Origin of the sequence: Chryseobacterium flavum (assembly GCF_003385595.1) — a bacterium.
GTDB lineage: Bacteria > Bacteroidota > Bacteroidia > Flavobacteriales > Weeksellaceae > Chryseobacterium > Chryseobacterium flavum.
Genome location: NZ_QNUE01000003.1, coordinates 272124 through 290931, shown reverse-complemented (window position 1 = coordinate 290931; position 18808 = coordinate 272124). Strand labels below are relative to the sequence as shown.

17 protein-coding genes are annotated in these 18808 nt (G+C 37.1%); 3 read left to right on the top strand and 14 right to left on the bottom strand.

Translation table 11 applies throughout. The features are described 5' to 3' along the window. Positions 1 to 12: 12 nt before the first annotated feature. From ftsA to mraZ, 12 genes are all read right to left on the bottom strand, one after another. Entirely contained in the window at positions 13 to 1398 is a 1386-nt protein-coding gene (ftsA, locus tag DRF59_RS05235; RefSeq protein WP_115957663.1) for a cell division protein FtsA, read from the bottom strand. 71 nt (positions 1399 to 1469) lie between these two features. Next, entirely contained in the window at positions 1470 to 2432 is a 963-nt protein-coding gene (locus tag DRF59_RS05230) for a cell division protein FtsQ/DivIB (protein ID WP_115957475.1), read from the bottom strand. Positions 2433 to 2495: 63 nt separating this feature from the next. After that, a complete protein-coding gene (gene murC / locus DRF59_RS05225; protein ID WP_115957661.1) occupies positions 2496 to 3854 on the bottom strand; it encodes a UDP-N-acetylmuramate--L-alanine ligase in 1359 nt (452 codons plus the stop codon). A gap of 80 nt (positions 3855 to 3934) precedes the next feature. Beyond that, a complete protein-coding gene (gene murG, locus DRF59_RS05220; RefSeq protein ID WP_115957473.1) occupies positions 3935 to 5032 on the bottom strand; it encodes an undecaprenyldiphospho-muramoylpentapeptide beta-N-acetylglucosaminyltransferase in 1098 nt (365 codons plus the stop codon). A gap of 1 nt (position 5033) precedes the next feature. Then, positions 5034 to 6272, bottom strand: coding sequence for an FtsW/RodA/SpoVE family cell cycle protein (locus DRF59_RS05215; protein ID WP_115957659.1), 1239 nt, complete (start codon positions 6270 to 6272; stop codon positions 5034 to 5036). Positions 6273 to 6294: 22 nt separating this feature from the next. Then, positions 6295 to 7632, bottom strand: a complete 1338-nt coding sequence (gene murD / locus DRF59_RS05210) for a UDP-N-acetylmuramoyl-L-alanine--D-glutamate ligase (protein ID WP_115957471.1) — start codon at positions 7630 to 7632, stop codon at positions 6295 to 6297. Positions 7633 to 7692: 60 nt separating this feature from the next. Next, a complete protein-coding gene (gene mraY, locus DRF59_RS05205; protein WP_115957469.1) occupies positions 7693 to 8934 on the bottom strand; it encodes a phospho-N-acetylmuramoyl-pentapeptide-transferase in 1242 nt (413 codons plus the stop codon). A 67-nt stretch (positions 8935 to 9001) separates the two neighbouring features. Then, entirely contained in the window at positions 9002 to 10462 is a 1461-nt protein-coding gene (locus DRF59_RS05200; protein WP_115957467.1) for a UDP-N-acetylmuramoyl-L-alanyl-D-glutamate--2,6-diaminopimelate ligase, read from the bottom strand. 59 nt (positions 10463 to 10521) lie between these two features. Then, positions 10522 to 12513, bottom strand: coding sequence for a penicillin-binding transpeptidase domain-containing protein (locus DRF59_RS05195; RefSeq protein ID WP_115957465.1), 1992 nt, complete (start codon positions 12511 to 12513; stop codon positions 10522 to 10524). After that, positions 12497 to 12862 carry an FtsL-like putative cell division protein gene (locus DRF59_RS05190; protein WP_007842000.1) on the bottom strand — a complete coding sequence of 122 codons (366 nt, stop codon included), beginning with the start codon at positions 12860 to 12862 and terminating at the stop codon, positions 12497 to 12499. Before DRF59_RS05190 ends, DRF59_RS05195 begins: the two co-directional genes overlap by 17 nt. An 81-nt stretch (positions 12863 to 12943) precedes the next feature. Beyond that, on the bottom strand, positions 12944 to 13837 hold the full coding sequence (gene rsmH, locus DRF59_RS05185) for a 16S rRNA (cytosine(1402)-N(4))-methyltransferase RsmH (protein ID WP_115957463.1): 894 nt from the start codon (positions 13835 to 13837) through the stop codon (positions 12944 to 12946). Positions 13838 to 13880: 43 nt separating this feature from the next. Beyond that, entirely contained in the window at positions 13881 to 14339 is a 459-nt protein-coding gene (mraZ, locus tag DRF59_RS05180) for a division/cell wall cluster transcriptional repressor MraZ (RefSeq protein WP_115957461.1), read from the bottom strand. 272 nt (positions 14340 to 14611) lie between these two features. Between mraZ and DRF59_RS05175 the strand changes: the two genes are divergently transcribed. The 3 genes from DRF59_RS05175 (at position 14612) to DRF59_RS05165 (ending at position 16502) form a co-directional block, all read left to right on the top strand. After that, entirely contained in the window at positions 14612 to 15373 is a 762-nt protein-coding gene (locus tag DRF59_RS05175; protein ID WP_115957459.1) for an alpha/beta fold hydrolase, read from the top strand. A 63-nt stretch (positions 15374 to 15436) separates the two neighbouring features. Further along, positions 15437 to 16060, top strand: a complete 624-nt coding sequence (gene yihA, locus DRF59_RS05170; protein ID WP_115957457.1) for a ribosome biogenesis GTP-binding protein YihA/YsxC — start codon at positions 15437 to 15439, stop codon at positions 16058 to 16060. Further along, positions 16053 to 16502 (top strand): GNAT family N-acetyltransferase, encoded by a 450-nt coding sequence (locus tag DRF59_RS05165; RefSeq protein ID WP_115957455.1) that lies wholly within the window; start codon positions 16053 to 16055, stop codon positions 16500 to 16502. The genes yihA and DRF59_RS05165 overlap by 8 nt, the downstream gene beginning before the upstream one ends. A gap of 52 nt (positions 16503 to 16554) precedes the next feature. On the opposite strand, the gene DRF59_RS05160 is transcribed toward DRF59_RS05165, so the two are convergent. After that, entirely contained in the window at positions 16555 to 17454 is a 900-nt protein-coding gene (locus DRF59_RS05160) for a hypothetical protein (RefSeq protein ID WP_115957453.1), read from the bottom strand. 11 nt (positions 17455 to 17465) lie between these two features. Continuing rightward, positions 17466 to 18806, bottom strand: a complete 1341-nt coding sequence (locus tag DRF59_RS05155; protein WP_115957451.1) for a beta-carotene 15,15'-monooxygenase — start codon at positions 18804 to 18806, stop codon at positions 17466 to 17468. Positions 18807 to 18808: the final 2 nt, after the last annotated feature.

Here is an 18808-nt window from a genome sequence, read left to right as displayed (position 1 = left end):
ATCCTTTATACCTTATTCTACTTCTTCAAAGAATTTTTTAACTTTTTCCATAAGCGACTGCCCGAAAGTCAGTTTTGCTTTTCTGATTTCCTGTTGTTCGTTGACTGCAGGTTGTTCCTGAACAGGGATTGTCTGCTGCTGGACTGACTGAGCTGTTTCTGTTTGTGCAGCAGCTGTTTCAGGCTGATGCTGTTCATTTACAGCTTCCTCAGTTTCGTCAACGGTCTGTTTTTTGTCCCTGATCTTTAAACTTTCCATAAGTAACCCGATAGACGTAGCAAATTCAGGACCTTTCAGATACTGATTTTTATCGTTGGCAATATATTCATTAGCAAAACCGATTCTGCTGTCAAAACCTGTAGTATAATTAGCCAGCTGTCTTAGGTGTTTCAGATTGGATCCTCCACCTGTCAGAACAATTCCGGCAATCAGTTTTTTCTTTTGTTCAAATGCTCCGTAAGCCTTCAGCTCTGTATTAACCATTTCCAAAACTTCTTCCACCCTTGCATTGATAATCTGCGCCAGTGTTTTTAAAGAAATTTCTTTATCTGGTCTTCCGTGAAGACCGGGAATAGTCACAAAAGTACTGTCTTTTTCCAGTTCAGGAACAGCCGAGCCAAATTTTACTTTCAACTGTTCTGCATGTTTTTCTATAATAGAGCATCCCTCCTTAATATCTTCTGTAATAATTCCTCCTCCATAAGGAATAACACAGGTATGACGGATGATATTGTCTTTAAAGATTGCAATATCGGTAGTACCTCCGCCGATGTCTACAATAGCAACTCCAGCTTCTTTTTCTTCTTTGGTAAGAACGGCTTCTGAAGAAGCTAAAGGTTCCAGTGTAAGGGCTTCCATCTCCAACCCTGCTTCACGAACACATCTTGCGATATTCCGGATACTACCCATTTGGCCGACAACGACATGAAAGTTAGCTTCTAAACGCTTTCCATGCATTCCGACAGGTTCCTGGATTTCGCCTTCGGAATCCACCTTATATTCTTGAGGAAGGACGTGAATAATTTCTTCACCGGGAAGCATAACCAGTTTTTTTACCTGATCTTTTAATGCTTCAATGTCATCATCTGTAATAAATTTATCAGGATGTTCACGCATAATATAATCGGAATGCTGCAGAGAACGAATGTGCTTTCCTGCAATTCCTACCGTTACTTTACGGATAGGAACTCCGGCACTTGATTGTGCTTCAGACACTGCGGCTTTGATTGAATTAATAGTTTGTGAAATATTATTCACAATACCTTTATGAACACCAAGACTCTTAGCCTTTCCTACACCGAGAACTTCTATTTTCCCGTGTGCATTCCTTCTACCGACAATCGCGACAATTTTTGTTGTCCCGATGTCCAGACCTACTGAATACTCTTGATTTTCCATTTTTATATCGATTTGATTTTTTCTACTTTTCCTATATACAGGATGATCCTTTCTCATCCTCCAGAATTCTTTTATTCTATTTTCACCTTTGCTTTCGGCTTTGGCTTAGACTGTGCCGGAACCTTTGCTTTTTTTTCTGTTTTTTTTGTTTCTTTTGGTTTGGTACTCTCTTTCTGTCTTACCGCTGCATCTGTTTTCTTTCTTTCCGTTGTCTTTGGTTTACTTTCTGTTTTCTTTGCAGCGGCTGTTGGTGTCGGAATTTTTGCCAAAACCTGTTTCCCTGCTTTTAAAATACTGTCATTCTCTTTAAAATAGGGGTTTAACGTGGTTACAATCTGGTTCTGATATTTTACTGATACCATACTGTATTTTTGCGGGTCCTGATATACCAGGTATTTTTCTACAAATGTTTTAAACCCTTTTACTTTAAAATCAATATTATCCAGGTCTCCGATTTCAACCCTATAATTTCCCTCACTGGTCAGAAGATTATAGCTGTCTTTGCTTTTAGAAATTCCAATAAAGAATTTCTTGCTGAAATCATCTTTATCAATTTTTTCCACAAGTTCCGCCAGCTTTTGGTATTCATCCGGCTGAACATTTCCCGTTACCAGCATACAGGGATGGGAGTAGGTTCGGGAAATTGGAAACTCTATACCCTTTTCATCCACATAAAAGTCCTTTCCATCTTTATTGAGCCTGAAAACAGGAACTCTTTGCCTGATATCCAGGTTTAATTTTCCGTTTAAGTTCAGATAGACATTGGCACTGTCAACAGCCGGGAGAGCATTGATCTTTTTTTCCAGTGAGGGGATATTAAGATCTCCTACTCTTCCCGATGGGTTTTCTTTTTTTACAATTTCTCTGATATCTTTTTCATCAACAAAATAAACCGGAGTTTTTTCGCTCATTTTTACAGAAATCTTATTGTCCGTAATCTGCTCACGGCTGAATCTCCGCAATGAGAAGCTCAGTAAAAATCCTAAGATAATTACAGTGACAACAATTTTTAATATTCTGTATTTATTTTTCATATTTATTTAATCGCTGAGGATACAAAGTATTTATTTTCCCTTTCGTATACCGCGTTTATATTATCAAACTTTCTCTATCCATTCACAAATAGGATCATACAGGGTATCTATATTTCCTGCTCCAACGGTCAGAAGGATATCAAAATCTTTTTCCTTTATCTTTTCAAATGCACCGGATAATGCCGATACTTCTTTTTTATCCAATGTCACTTTTTCCAACAGCCATTGTGAAGTAACTCCTTCAAAGTTTTCCTGAAGCTCTCTGGCAGGATAAATCTCAAGCAGAATTAGTTCATCAGCTTTGCTTAAACTTTCTGCAAATCCATCTGCGAAATCTTTTGTTCTGCTGAAAAGATGAGGCTGGAAAACTACCAACAGTTTTTTATCAGGATAAAATGTTTTAATTGAGCTCATTACAGCATTAATTTCTGTAGGGTGGTGAGCATAGTCATCAATATAAATTTTACCGTTTTGATAGATATGTTTGGTATATCTTCTTTTAATTCCTTTAAAATTGGAAATTGCTTTTTTCAGCGTATCAAAATCTGCGCCTAAATTATGAAGAATGGCCAAAGCTGCCGTGGCATTTTCTACATTATGGATTCCGGGAATTTCCCAGACAAAATCTTTTACAGTTTCTGCAGGAGTATGGAAGTCAAAATAAATTTTATCATGATCCATACGCAGGTTATCCGAATAATAATCTGCAGGTTCATTGACGGCATAGGTCTGATGGCCTCTGCCAATTTCCAGCCCTTTTCTTATAAAAAGCTGTTTGTCTTCAGGCACTAAGGCGGCAAACTGTCTGAATCCTTCTTCAATATGGTTTTTATCTCCATAAATATCCAGGTGGTCTGCATCCGTAGAGGTTACTACAGCCCAGTCCGGAGACAGATTCAGGAAGCTTCTGTCATATTCATCAGCTTCTACTACGGAATAAGTAGAGCCATTGTACAGGAAGTTAGATTTAAAATTTTCAGAAATTCCGCCTAAAAAGCATGAAAAAGGAAGATCTGCCTCTTTGCATAAATGTGCCACAAGAGTAGATGTGGTGGTTTTTCCATGCGTTCCTGCAATAGCAATACAATCTGTATTTTCGGTAATTAATCCCAAGACCTTGGCTCTTTTTAAAACTTCAAACCGATGTTGGTTGAAGTGATCAAGTATTCCAAGTGTTTTGATAGCCGGAGTATAGATTACCAATGTATCTTCTTTCTGAAGGGAAGTTATCCTTTCATCAATAAGGTCTTCAAAAACAATATCAATTCCTTCATTCATCAGATTCCGGGTAAGTTTGGTATTGGTTTTATCATAGCCCAATACTTTTTTTCCGGATGCATTGAAATAGCGTGCCAATGCACTCATTCCGATACCTCCGATTCCGACGAAGTAAAAAGTCTGATATGTTTGTAAAATGTTCATTTCTTTGTTTTGTATTGCTGTATTCATGTATAATGCATTTTATGATATTGTTTCATTAATACATTATACAATGGTACTTTTTACAGTTTATTAAATATTTCGTCTACAATCTCTTTTGCTGCGTTTGGTTTGGCAAAATATTTCAGATTGTCGGACATTTCCTTTCTTACTCTTTCATTCTCGCAGATTTCTGATAATGTATTCCAGAATTTTTCCTGCATTTCAGAGTCTTTTACCATTCTTGCGGCATTTTTTTCAACCAGATTCATGGCATTTTTAGTTTGGTGGTCTTCCGCTGCAAAAGGGAAGGGTACCAAAAGCACCGGCTTCTGTGCTACGGCCAGCTCTGAAATAGCAATAGCACCGGCTCTGGAAACAATAATATCAGCTGCCGAATAGGCCAGTTCCATGTTTTTGATGAACTCAAGGATCTGAACATTACTGGTGTCTGTATCTTTTGTTTCTGCTAGAATATCTTTGTAATCAAGCTTTCCTGTCTGCCAGATCAGCTGATAATCTTTATCTGCAATTTGTTTTAAATGAGATTTCCATGCATTATTTAATGTTCTGGAGCCTAAAGACCCTCCTACAGAAAGAATTGTAAGTTTGTCTTTGTTCAATCCCATTTTCTCTTTTGCCTGAGCAGTATCCTGCATTCCTGAAACGATATTTTCACGAATCGGATTACCCAGGAATTTTATTTTTTCTGTGGGGAAACCTGCTACTTCCGGGTAGGCCGTGAAAACTGCTTTGGCTTTTTTGCTTAAAATTTTATTGGTTACTCCTGCATGGGCATTCTGCTCCTGGATGAAAACCGGAATTCCCATTTTACTGGCTTCATAAAGAGCGGGTCCGCTGGCAAACCCTCCTGTTCCTACAGCAAAATCAGGAGCGAAATTTTTGATAATCTTTTTAGCTTTTGATAAGCTTTTCAGAATTTTGAAAGGCAGCCCCAGATTGGATAGAAGGTTTCCTCTATCAATTCCTGCGATATCAATTCCCTCAATTTTATAGCCTGCCTGAGGAATTTTTTCCATTTCCATTTTCCCGTTGGCTCCTATGAACAAAAATTCTGCATCAGGAAATCTTTTTCTGATTTCATCCGCAATAGCAATGGCGGGGAAGATATGTCCTCCCGTTCCTCCACCTGATAATAATATTCTTAATTTTTTGTCCATTTTAGGCGATATCGTTTATTTCTGCTATACTCTGTTTTTTGCCCATTCCTTCTTCATCATAAATCTGGATCCTTGAGCTTATATTTAAAATAATTCCCAATTGTAAATAAGTTACCAGCATTGAGGTTCCTCCATAGCTTATTAAGGGTAATGGCTGTCCTGTTACCGGGATCAGGTTGACGGCAACGGCAATATTAACGGACAATTGTATAAAAATCATCACCCCGAGACTGAGCACGAGCAACGATCCAAAAAACGCCGGCATTTTACTCGCTATCATGACAATCCGTATCATCATAATGAGATATAAACTGATGAGAAATGCGGCCCCAATTACCCCATATTCTTCTACAATTACTGCAAATATAAAGTCCGATGCAGACTGTGGGAGCATTTGTTTCAATGCGCTCTTTCCTGGCCCCATACCGGTAATCCCTCCATGTACAATAGCGGCTTTTGCCTGCATTACCTGATAATTTTTTGCTTTTACACTTTCATCATCAGTGTCGGCAGTTTTTGCTTTGCTGGATGTAAATGTTTCAATACGGCTCATCCAAGTATGAACACGGTTTCCGCCAATCATATTGGTATTTAGTGCAATCAGAAGGAAGAATACAATGGCTACAAAAGAAGCGGAAATAAAGCCCGCAATGTATTTCCAGTGCAGCTGTCCTATAACCAGAACTACTACAGAAACCATCAGAATCATTAATGCTGTAGATCCGTTATCTTTGGCAACCAGTACAAAAACAAGAAGAATAGGTCCGAAAATGTACATGATGTTTTCTATCGGAAGTCTTTCTCTTGTGATTTTTTTTGTTAAATATCTGCACAAATAGATGATTAACATTAAAAAAGCAAATGATGACGGCTGAAAAGAGATCGGAGTTCCCGGGATTTTTAACCATCGGGAAGCGCTGGCCCCGTCTATCGTCTGACCGGTAAACATTGTAACCACTAACAGAATAATCATTAATCCCAGCAGAATGCTGCTCAGCTTTCCGATATATTCGTATTTTACGGTTCCCACCAGTCTCATAATTCCTAAACCTAAGACTACAAAAAACATATGCTTGATAACGTGACCTGTAGTGGTCCCGTTATTAACAATATATTCCAGATTTGAACTTGCAGAGTATACAGGGAAAATAGAGAAAATGGAGATCACAAGGATGACCATCCAAAGTACTTTATCGCCCTTTAGAAACTCAAATCTGCTTTCTGTGTTCTGTTCGTCCATATTTAATGCTACTGGCTTCTGGCTACTGGCCATTGGTTTTTAATACCTGTTCTTTAAATTGGTTTCCTCTGTCTTCATAGCTTTTGAATAGATCAAAGCTTGCACAGCATGGAGAGAGAAGGACAGTATCTCCTTTCTTGGCCAGTGACTTTGATATTCTCACGGCTTCTTCCATACTTGAAGTATCATAAATAAATTCCTTTTTATCTTTAAAGAAATCAATAATCTTTTTATTGTCAATTCCAAGGCAGACAATAGCTTTGACTTTCCTTTTGACTAAATCTTCTATTTCAGTATAGTCATTTCCTTTATCCAGCCCTCCGACAATCCATACTGTTGGCGTTTTCATACTTTCCAGAGCATAGTAGGTTGCATTGACATTCGTTGCTTTACTGTCGTTAATGTACTTAACCCCTTCAATTTCCGAAACAAATTCAAGTCTGTGCTCAACTGCCTGAAATGTCATCAGAGAATTCCTGATGCTTTCATTGTTGATTTCCAGTATTTTACCAGCAATGGATGCCGCCAGGCTATTGGCTACATTGTGATTTCCAATCAGGGACAGTTCATCAATTTTCATTGTAAATTCATCCTTCATCTTTACCACAAGTCTGTCGTCGTAAATGAACCCCCCTTCCGGTAATTTTTCTTTTGTGGAAAAAGGAATCATCTTTGCTTTTATCTCCAGCTTTTCAAGAAGATTTTTACTCATTTCATCATCTTTATTATAAATGAAGAAATTATCATTTTCCTGATTTTCTGCAATTCTGAATTTTGCCAGCGCATACTCCTCATAGTTATAGTTATACTGATCCAGATGATCCTGGGATAAGTTCAGTAGTAAAGAGATATACGGTCTGAAATTTTGGATATCATCCAGCTGGAAGGAGCTTACTTCCAGAACATAATATTCATAAGTTTCATCAGCAACCTGCTTGGCAAAGCTATATCCGATGTTTCCGCCCAGTCCTACATTTAATCCATCATTTTTAAGGATATAATAGATCAGTGAAGTAGTGGTGGTTTTTCCGTTACTTCCTGTAATTGCAATAATCTTTGCATCAGTAAACTCTGAAGCGAATTCAATCTCAGAAGAAAGCCTGATTCCTTTCTCATGAATTTTAGTGATCATCTCCGCTTTTTTTGGAATTCCCGGGCTTTTTACAATCCAGTCTGCGCTTAAAATTCTTTCTTCATCATGTGTCCCTTCCTCAAATTCAATCTCATTATCAGTAAGAAACTGTCTGTATTTATCTTTAATAGCTCCTTTGTCTGAAAGAAATACTTCCAAACCTTGCTTCTTAGCTAAATAAGCAGCACCACATCCGCTTTCTCCTCCTCCTAAAACAACTATTTTCATATTATAAAAGCTTTATGCTATAGGCTTTAAGCTCTAAGCTTATTGCTACAGCTTTTAATTTTATCTCATTTTTAAGGTGATCAGACATACAATCGCCAATATTACTCCAATGATAATCATCCGGTTCACAATTTTACTTTCGTGGAACCCTTCTTTCTGGTAATGATGGTGTAATGGTGACATTTTAAACAGTCTGTTGTTTTGGGCATATTCTAGCCCATATTTCTTTTTTCTGTATTTGAAAACCAATACCTGTAACATAACAGAAAGGTTTTCGATCAGGAAGATTCCACATAATACGGGAATCAGCAATTCTTTTCTTAAAATAATCGCCAAAACAGCAATTACCCCCCCCAGCATCAAACTTCCGGTATCCCCCATGAAAACCTGTGCAGGATAAGTATTATACCAGAAAAATCCAATTACGGCTCCTACCATTGCCACTGCAAAAATGGTGGTTTCTCCCATATTCGGAAGGAACATAATGTTGAGATAATCTGCAAAAATGATGTTCCCCGACAGATAAGCAAAGAGAGCGAGGGTCAGCAGAATGACCACACTTGTTCCTGCTGCAAGTCCATCAATTCCATCTGTAATATTGGCACCATTTGAAACAGCTGTTACAATGAAGATAACGATAGGGATAAAGACAATCCATGCCCATTCATGGGCATCTTTATCATTCATCCAAAACAGTATCCCGCTGTAGTCAAACTCATTGTTTTTTGCAAAAGGAACAGTGGAAACTGTTATTTTTTCAGTAGGCATAAAGTTCTGTTCCACATTGTTTCTGTTCACAACCTTTGCATCTGCATACTTTCTTTTAACGGTAATATCCGGATGAAAATACATTGTAATTCCGACAATTAATCCTAATCCGACCTGGCCTACAATTTTAAATTTACCACTTAACCCGTCTTTATTTTTTTTGATTTTCTTTAAATAATCATCAAGAAAACCAATAGCTCCCATCCATAACATTGAAACCAGCAGCAGGACAATATAAACATTGGTAATCCTGGTAAAGAGCAATACCGGAATAATGGTTGCCAGAATAATGATAAGCCCTCCCATGGTAGGAGTTCCTTCTTTCTGTTTCTGGCCATCCAACCCAAGATCACGTACCAATTCGCCCATTTGTTTTGTTCTCAGGTAATTGATGACCCTTTTTCCATAGATAAGGGCAATAATCAGGGAGAATAATACAGCCATACCGGCACGGAAGGAAATGTATTTCAGCATTCCCAGTCCCGGAACGTGAATTCCATGGTTGGTTAGATATTCGTATAGATAGTATAACATAGTTTCAATTGTTAATAATAATCATTGATAATTGATAAACATCTACATATCAATTACCCTTTGTAATTTATTTGCTCATTAATTTCCAGAGCTCATTAATTACTTCTTTGTCATCAAAATGATGTTTTACACCATTAATCTCCTGATAGGTTTCATGGCCTTTTCCGGCAACCAAAACAATATCTTTGGGTTCTGCAAACTTTATAGCCATTTTAATAGCTTCTTTTCTGTCCGGAATTGAAGTGTATTTGCTGAAATTTTGTGGCTCAACACCTGCTTCAATTTCTTTAATGATCTGTGCCGGATCTTCTGTTCTTGGATTATCAGAAGTGATAATTGCCAGTGTTGATTTTTTTGTGGCAATATTTCCCATTTCAGGTCTTTTGGAGTGGTCTCTGTCTCCTCCGCAGCCGAATACCGTGATTAATCTTTCGTTTTTGGTTCTGATATCGTTGATGCTGTCCAGAATGTTTTCCAATGCATCCGGGGTATGTGCATAATCTACGATAAAGAAAATTCCACCATCGGATTTGAATGTTTCAAACCTTCCGGAAACTCTTTTTAATTTGCTGATAGCCTGAAGAATTTCATCCTGTTCAAAACCCAGTTCAGTGGCAATCCCGAAGACCAGCAGCAAATTGTATACATTGAATTTTCCGGTCAATGTCGTCCAGAATTCTTTTCCGTTGAAGTTCAACAGCATCCCGTTGAAATCAACTTCTAAAAGCCTTCCGTGATAGTCTGCCATGGTTTTCAGAGCATAAGATTTCTTTTTGGCCTTAGTGTTCTGAAGCATAACATTACCGTTTTTATCATCCACATTGGTAATGGCAACGGCTGTATCTTCTAACCCGTCAAAGAATCTTTTCTTGGTTTTTAAATATTCTTCAAACGTTTTATGATAGTCTAAATGATCGTGGGTAAGATTGGTGAAGCCGGCTACTTTGAAGTGTAAGCCCTCAATTCTGTTCTGGGCAATCCCGTGTGAGCTTACTTCCATAAAAGCAAATTCACATCCTTTCTCAACAGCATCTGCCAGGATCTTGTTAATCGTAATTACATCCGGAGTCGTATGAGTTGCCGGGATAACTTCTTCCCCGATTCTGATTTCAACAGTTGATAACAGTGCAGAATCATATCCTAAATTTTTAAAAACGTCAAAAAGAAGGGTTGAAACAGATGTTTTTCCGTTAGTGCCTGTAACACCTATCAGTTTCAGCTTTTGTGATGGATTTCCATAGTAATTGGAAGCAAGATGTCCTAAGGCTTTAGACGAATCTTTTACCTGAACATATGTTACTTTTTCTGTTAATGTTTCAGGAAGTTCTTCGCAAACAATTGCTACGGCCCCTTTTTCAATAGCAGATGCAATGAATGAGTGGCCATCTGCAGCTGTTCCCCTTATTGCAATATAAAGAGCACCTTCTGTTACCTTTCTGCTGTCAATCACCAATTCAGAAACCTCACGGGTATTATCACCGTGAATTTTTATTACTGGGATTCTGTTTACTAATTCTGTTACTATCATCTTTATCAATAGGATGTATCCTATTTTTGTTAAATCGTCCTTGGGACAGGTTTTCTAATTTAATTCTGCAGAGATAAATAAATTCTCTGGTTCTTACTGATTGTAGTGCCTTCCAGAGGAAATTGTTCCTTGATTCTTCCAACTCCTTTGTAGTCGACACGATATCCTAAATTTTCCAATTGTGGGATAATATTTTTTCCTATCAATCCTACCACATTTGGCATCTGTTTATTATTTACTGCTATTTTTACATTCGGCTCTACCATTTTGTTCAGGTTTACCTTTTTGTCTACAAGCATTTCTTTTTCAATATTCTGAGGGGTCTTCAGGAATGTTTTTCCTGCAATTTCTTTAAATACCGGCGCTGCAACTGTTCCTCCATAAAACCCTTTTGAAGGGCTTGGTTCGCTTACCATGACATAGCATGTATATTTCGGGCTGTCAGCAGGATAAAAACCAGCAAATGATGCGCGGTACTTCATAGGACCCGGAAGCCAGTATTCAAATCTTGCTGTTCCTGTTTTTCCTGCCATTTTCAGGTTCGGAGTGAAGATACTTCGTCCGGTTCCTTTTTCTACGGCCTTGGTTAATGCGCTGGTCATCATTTTGATGGCTTTCTCAGAGGCCATTTTGCTTACCATTACTTCAGGTTTGGCTTTATACATTACCTTTCCGTCTTTCATGATTTTATCTATGAAAAGCGGCTTAAGCATTTTACCACCATTAGCAACTCCATTGTAGAAAGTTGTTAATTGCAACAAATTAATGTTTGAAGAATATCCATATGAGATGGAGGCCAATGTTGCTGCATTCCATCTTTTGTTTTGCGGTGTAACAATCTTTGGCTTCGTAATTCCCGGAAGCTCGATGTCCATTTTGTCGAATAATTTCCAACGTTTTAAATGGTCGAGGAAAATCTGGGGTTTCTCTGCATAATATTTTGTGATAAGCTTTGCTGTTCCTACGTTACTGGATTTTGCCAGAACATCACTGATGTCGTAAGTTCCTCCGCCATGCCCGTCTGAGATCCTTTGTTTTGCATAAGTCCAGACTCCGTTTCCTACATTTACGGTAGTATTTTCATCAATAAATCCATCGTCCATTGCTGCCAACAGTGAAATGGTTTTAAAGGTAGAGCCCGGTTCAATATTGTCTTTGAGGGCATAGTTGTAAGAATCTTCGTATTCTCCTGCTTCGGTTCTTCTTAAATTAACCAGGGCACGTACTTTTCCTGTTTCTACCTCCATGACGATTACGGTGCCATGCTTAGCTTCATAATTGATCAGCTGTTTCTCCAATGCGGAGTGTGCAATATCCTGAATTCTGAGATCTAAGGTTGTGTACACATCTTCCCCGTCTACCGGCTCTTGTACTTTCCAGAAGTCGATAGGTTTCCACTGTGAAGAATTGATTCTCTGCTCCAGTCTCTTTCCGTCAGTACCGGTCAGATATTTTGAGAAAGCACCTTCCAGACCTGACTTAAGTTCGCCGTTATCCATTCCGATTGTTCCGGCTCCGATTTCTGAAGTAGCCAGTTCTCGTTTATAGTTCCTGTCAACAATGAATCCTCCTTTATTTTTACCCTTTTTGAATATCGGAAATTTTCTGATCCTGTCATATTGGTCAAAGTCAAGTCCCTTAACCAAAGTATAATATTGGTTTTTCTTTTTCTTTTGCTCGTCAAATTTCTGTCTGAATTCCGCTCTGGACTTTCCGAACATTTTGCTTAAAGAATCTGTCAGTGCACCGATATTGTTGCTGTAGACCGTGTCCTTCATTGTTTTGAAGTCAAGATAGATATCATAGCGCATTACAGTGGTTGCGAGAATAGATCCATCCGAAGCAAATAAATTGCCACGGGCAGCTTTTAGAGTCGCTTCCCGGTAATTTTTATTAATGTAATCGTCTTTAATTTCCTGAACATTAGTATTTTGAAGAATTACAATCCTTGCCAGAAACATTACAAACACGCACAAAGCTACCACTGCGAAGAGGTAGCCCCATCTTAACGTTTTTTTACGTTTATTGTCGTATTCATTTTGCCTTTGCATCTGTACTGTCCAGTTTTATTAGCAATTTATGAGGATGATTTTCGAGGGTCATTAAAGAGTCCCGCGCCACTTCTTTCCCCAGTTCTGATTCCATCTTTACTTTGATCAGCTTACTCTGTGCGTAAGCGTTCCTTGATTTATATTCTTCTGTTTCTTCTTTTAAGGCATTTACAATCTTAATCTTCTTGTTGACGAGGTGATTACTGTAAATCATGGCCATCATCAGAACAAACAATAATAAAAAATACTTATAATGTATCTTTATCTCATCCCGGTTCAGGAAGTTCCCTTTTATAATGTCTATAAAAGTGAGCTTTTTCTGTGGGCGATATGTTGTTCTTTTTGCCAATTTTATTATATCAATTGCTTTGTAGTGAATGACTGTGTGTCAATGACCAATTTTCACTATTGACGATTCACTCATTCACATTTATACTTTTATCCCTGTCCTCATTTTTGCACTTCTTGCTCTTGAGTTTTCTTCAATCTCCTTATCATCGGGGATGATTGCTTTGCTCTTCAGCAGCTCAAATGCCTTTTTATAGTTCCCGTAGATATCTCTTTCCGGCTCACCTTCAAACATTCCGTTTTTCAGAAACCTCTTTACCAGACGGTCTTCCAGGGAATGGTAGGAGATCACGACCAATCTTCCTTCCGGCTTTAAAATATTGTAAGCCTGAACTAGCATTTCTTTTAGCACATCAAGCTCCTGGTTCACTTCTATTCTGATAGCCTGGAAAAGCTGCGCATAGAATTTATTCACCTTATGAGGAGGGATATAACTGAAAAGTTTTTTCAGATCCTCTGTAGTTTCTATACTTTTTGTTTTTCTGTGATGAACAATTTCTCTTGCCAGTTTTCTTGCTTCTCTTAATTCACCGTAATGATAAAAAAGATCTGCAAGCTCTTCTTCTTCATATTCATTGATCACCCTTTTGGCATCCAGATTCTGCATAACGTTCATCCTCATGTCCAGAGGAGCATTGCTTCTTGTAGAAAAACCTCTGTCTGCTTCATCAAACTGATGAGAGGAAACTCCCAGGTCTGCCAATACACCATCAACCTGAGGAACGCCGTACATTAACAAAGAATTTTCCAGAAATCTGAAATTCTGATTGACCAATGTAAACCTCGGGTCATCAATTGTGTTTTTCAGAGCATCCAGGTCCTGATCAAAACTAAACAGTCTCCCCTTATCAGATAGTCTGCTCAGAATCTCCCTTGAGTGGCCACCGCCTCCAAAGGTGCAGTCCACATATATTCCGTCAGGATTCGTCACCAAATCATCTACACTCTGCTTCAACAAAACGGGGTTATGATACATGCTTAGTTGTGTTTTTTATTTATACTATTAATAACCGACAATATTATTCTTCTTCAAAAGAGCCCATTACATCTTCAGCCAGGCTTGCAAAATCAGTTTCATTGGTAGAAATTACTTTTTCGTAAGCTTCTTTATCCCAGATCTCAAAAAGTTCTCCGGCACTTGTAATCACAATATCTTTCTGAAGATTTGCGAAGTGCATCAGGTCTTTAGAAATTTGAAGCCTTCCTGCATTATCCAATTCTACTGTTTTTACTCCTGCTGTAAACATTCGTATGAAATCAGCATTCTTTTTTATGAACCTGTTCAGTTTATTAATTTTGCCCATCAGTTTATCCCATGCATTCATAGGGTAGACTTCCAGACAAGACTGGAACACAGATCTTTTGACTACAAACGCCTTGTCGTCGAAGTTTTCCATCTGTTTGATCAAAGATGAAGGAACTTTTAAGCGGCCTTTGTCGTCAATTTTACACTCATATGTCCCAATGAAACTTTTCATTTGGGACAAATTTATATAATAATTTCCAAAAATTCCCACTTTTTCCCACTTTTTGACTCAATGTTAATAAGTTTTATTAAAGATTTAATTTTAAGCCTGTAATAACCTGATTCGAAAGTGATTGCAAAATGTACTATTCAGGCCATAATAATGCGGTTTTGAAAAAAAAAGTTAAAAAGGCAAATATTATATTATTTTTATCTTAAATTAGGATAATCAAAATATTTTTGAGGTTTAATTTGTATTTTTGCAGGGCTTCATTAAAGCGTTTTATGATATTTAGTACAAAAAAAGAAAAGAAATATTCCTATGTAGAGGCGGGAGAAGGACATCCATTAGTGCTGTTGCACGGGTTAATGGGTGGTTTGAGTAATTTCGATAAAATGGTAGATTTTTTTTCGGACAGGGGGTTCAAGGTATATGTACCTCAATTACCCATCTATGATCTGCCGGTACTCAATACGAATCTTACCACTATTGCAAAATATATCATCAAGTTTATAGAAAGTCATATCTCAGAACCTGTAACGATTGTAGGAAACTCAATGGGAGGACATGTAGGGCTGATCCTCACTCTGGCAAGACCGGATCTTGTGAAGAACCTTGTTTTGACCGGAAGTTCAGGGCTATATGAGAGAACATTCGGCGATAGTTTTCCAAGGAAAAACGACCGGTCTTACATCAGAAAGAAGACTGAAGAGGTTTTTTATGACCCGAAAATTGCAACAGAAGATCTTGTTGATGAAGTATTCAGTGTTGTAAATGACAGAATGAAAGGAATAAAAACAGTAATGCTGGCAAGAAGTGCCATTAAACATAATATGTTGAATGACCTTCCCAAAATTCAGACACCTACATGCCTGATATGGGGAAAACAGGATAATGTAACCCCTCCGGAAGTTGCAGAGGATATGCATAAGTTTATTCCTAACTCGGATTTGTTCTGGATAGACCAATGCGGGCATGCTGCGATGATGGAGAAACCGGATGAGTTTAACGAGATCCTGTATAACTGGATAAAAAATAAAGTTTAAGAACATACATAATGACCATTAAGAGCTTTTCTTAATGGTTTATTTTTCTAAAAATATATTCAAATGATTATAAAGACAGCAGATTTTGTAAAGAGTAGTGGAAAATGGCAGGAATGTCCTGAACCCAATATTCCTGAATATGCTTTTATCGGAAGGTCTAATGTAGGGAAGTCATCATTAATCAATGCTATGATGAATAAAAAAGATCTTGCCAAAACCTCACAAACTCCGGGAAAAACACAGCTGATCAATCATTTTTTAGTAAATGAAAACTGGTATCTTACAGACTTACCAGGATATGGTTATGCAAAAGTGTCAAAAGTTCAGCGAAAGGATTTTGAAAAGCTGATCACCAATTATATCCTGAACAGAAGGAATCTGGTGAATCTTTTTGTTCTGGTTGATGTAAGACATACTCCTCAGAAAATTGATATGGAATTTATACAGTGGTGTGGTGAAAGCGGAATACCATTCTCAATTGTCTTTACAAAAGCTGATAAGCTAAAACCGAATGCTGTGATAAAAAATGTTGAAGACTATAAGGCCGAGCTTCATAAAACATGGGAAGATCTTCCTGAGTTATATATTACTTCTGCAGAAAAGAAAGAGGGAGGAGATGACATTCTTGATTTTATAGAGAAGACGAATGATTTTTTAACACTTAATAATGTAAGTTTTGATGAATAGTATAATCTGGAAAATTAAAACTTTTGAAGAGTTTGCTGTTCCTGAGTTATATGCGGTATTAAAAGCACGGGTGGATGTTTTCATTATCGAACAAAACTGTCCTTATCCTGATCTGGACGATTATGATCAGAAAGCAGTTCATATCTGGGCAGAAGAAAATGGACAGGTTTTAGCTTACTGTCGTATTTTTGATAGAAGAATAAAATATAATGAAGCTTCAATCGGGAGAGTATTGACAACAGCGCAGGCAAGAGGGAAAAATCTTGGTAAACAACTGATACAATATGCTGTGGAAACTATAGAAAACAGGTTCCATACTTCTGAAATCAGAATCTCTGCACAGGATTATCTGCTGAGATTCTACAATGGATTTGGTTTTGAAGATACAGGGAAAAAATATCTGGAAGATGATATTCCACATACGGAAATGATAAGAAAATAAAAAAGCGAGGAAATGTATTCTTCGCTTTTTGATTGTGAAATAGCTGATGTATTTATCTTCCGGAAATTGCTTTTAAAATGATTGGTTCCAGGTTAGAGGGAAGATCTGCAGATTTGACCTGGTAATTTTTAATTTTCATTTCCTTAAACCAGTTTTCCCAGTATTCTTTAATAACAGCTTCTTCGAAAGGATTTCCTTTTTCCGGATTGATTCCTAAAACGATGACCTCAAGGTTGCTCAGATTTTCATTTGCTTTTACAAAACCATAGCCATTTTTTTCAATGGTATCTTTAAAACCAGAGGTTGTTAAGTTATTGGCTTTTATAAGTTTGGTTGTTAAATAGGACGTCTTATATGAACCTTCGCTTTTTTCTTCAAACTTAGTATTTTGATGATACATATAACCGTCGGTCAAAATGAAAAGGATGTTTCGGCGATCATTTTTTATACAATAATCTTTTACCTTATTTTTGAAGAATTCCCAGATATCGGATCCTACATATTTTCCATCCTTTATAGCAGACTGATAGATATTTAAGGGTAATTCAGAATACTTTTTATCAACAGAATCAAAATAATTTCTTGAAGTATCTTTATTGAAAGAAACTTTCAATTCTTTAGTGAAATCGTTTATTTTGGGGTCAGAAGGTTCAGGGTTAAAGAAAACCTGCATCTGATCATCATATGTAATGATTTTTTTTGATTTAATATGATTTATAAATCCTTTTTCAATGGCTTTGATATATTCTACGTCTCGTTGGTAGTATTCCATTGTGGGATTAGGGTTTGTGCCGGGATCAATTCTGTCAGATAAATCAATCAAAATACTGACATTGATGTTGTTTGAGTCAACAACAATAGAATGTTTCTTTTCTTCGTTTGTTCTGTCATTTTTGTCTTTACAACAAGAAACCAAAGAAATGATCATTAATATATAAAGTGTTATTTTCATAATCTGTGATTTTATAAAGATGATAAGTACACTAAATTTTGATTGTCGGAATTAGCTCCCACAGTTTCCAGATTGGTATTATAAGTGGCAATACAGTCATCAATCATCGTTTGCTTTTCAGTTCTTGATACTGCAATTTTTTCACTGATAAAAGTGACCCAACCCTGAACATATTCTGATGCATACAATTTGTAGTCTTTGGTAGGAATAATGACACCGTCAATAATATTCTGAAGCTCTTCGATCCTTCCTCGTGATTTGATAACAGTTTCTTTTATTGTTCCGATACTGGTAAGGATTTCTTCGATTTCTTTTTTCAAAATATTGATTTTTTCCTGAAAGAATTCAACCCTTTTTTGTCTGATTTCCTGTTCATTTCTGATCTTGTCTTTTTCTCTGTGTTCTTTCATTACAAAGTCAAAAACCAACCCCCAAATAATGTAAACAATGAATCCGGCGAAAATAATTCCCCAAAACTGAATTTTGGTAAAAGCTATTTTAATATCGAAAGGAGGAGAATTAAAGGTTCTGTTTAGCTCATATAATTTTGATTCAATTTCATAAGCTAAAATAGAATCGAAAACAAAGGTTACAATAAATAATAATCCGAGCTTGATATAATTGGCTTTCGTTTTATTCTCCCAGAACATGTGAATTAAATAGCCCAACCCTAGAAACACAAAGGGAATCAGTGTCACAAAAGCACCTTCAATAACACCTTCATTCCATGCTTTACTGAAAGCCTGTGCATCCAGAACACTTTGGATTACAGTACTTTTTGCATCAAAACTTTTAAAGAAAGCAGAGTAAGAGGTTGAAATATAAAAAGTTGCTAAATATAAGGTGATGGGAATCAGAATGATCAGGCCGATCCAGAATTTTGCTGAAGCTCCTCTTGTTGCTTTTACGTTATATTTTTCGGGGTTCCTTGGAAGATCAATAATCTCAGCCTTTAAAATTTCAATATTATGCTGATGATTTTCAATTTCTGTGTTTTTGCTTTTTAGCTGCTCCTCTTTTGTTTCCTGTGATACTGTTAGTGCCTTAATTTCAGTTTCTCTGTTTTTCTGTTCATTGACATAGGATTCTTTCAGTTTTTGCTGCTTTTCTACCATTTCTTTTTCTTCATTCTGGAATTTCGAATAAACGGCATCCAGACAGATGGATAGGGTAGAGTGGTTTCCGTTGGTTCGTGAACTGTCCCTGTATCCCGATTCGTGATAAGTTCTTTTTCGGGTTTCTTCCAGAGATTCATTGTTCGGATTTTCATCGTTTTTGGGAAACGGTTCCTGCTTGGGCTCTATCGGAACCGATTTTAGTTTAAATAAATTTTTTATACTGGTGGTATCCATGA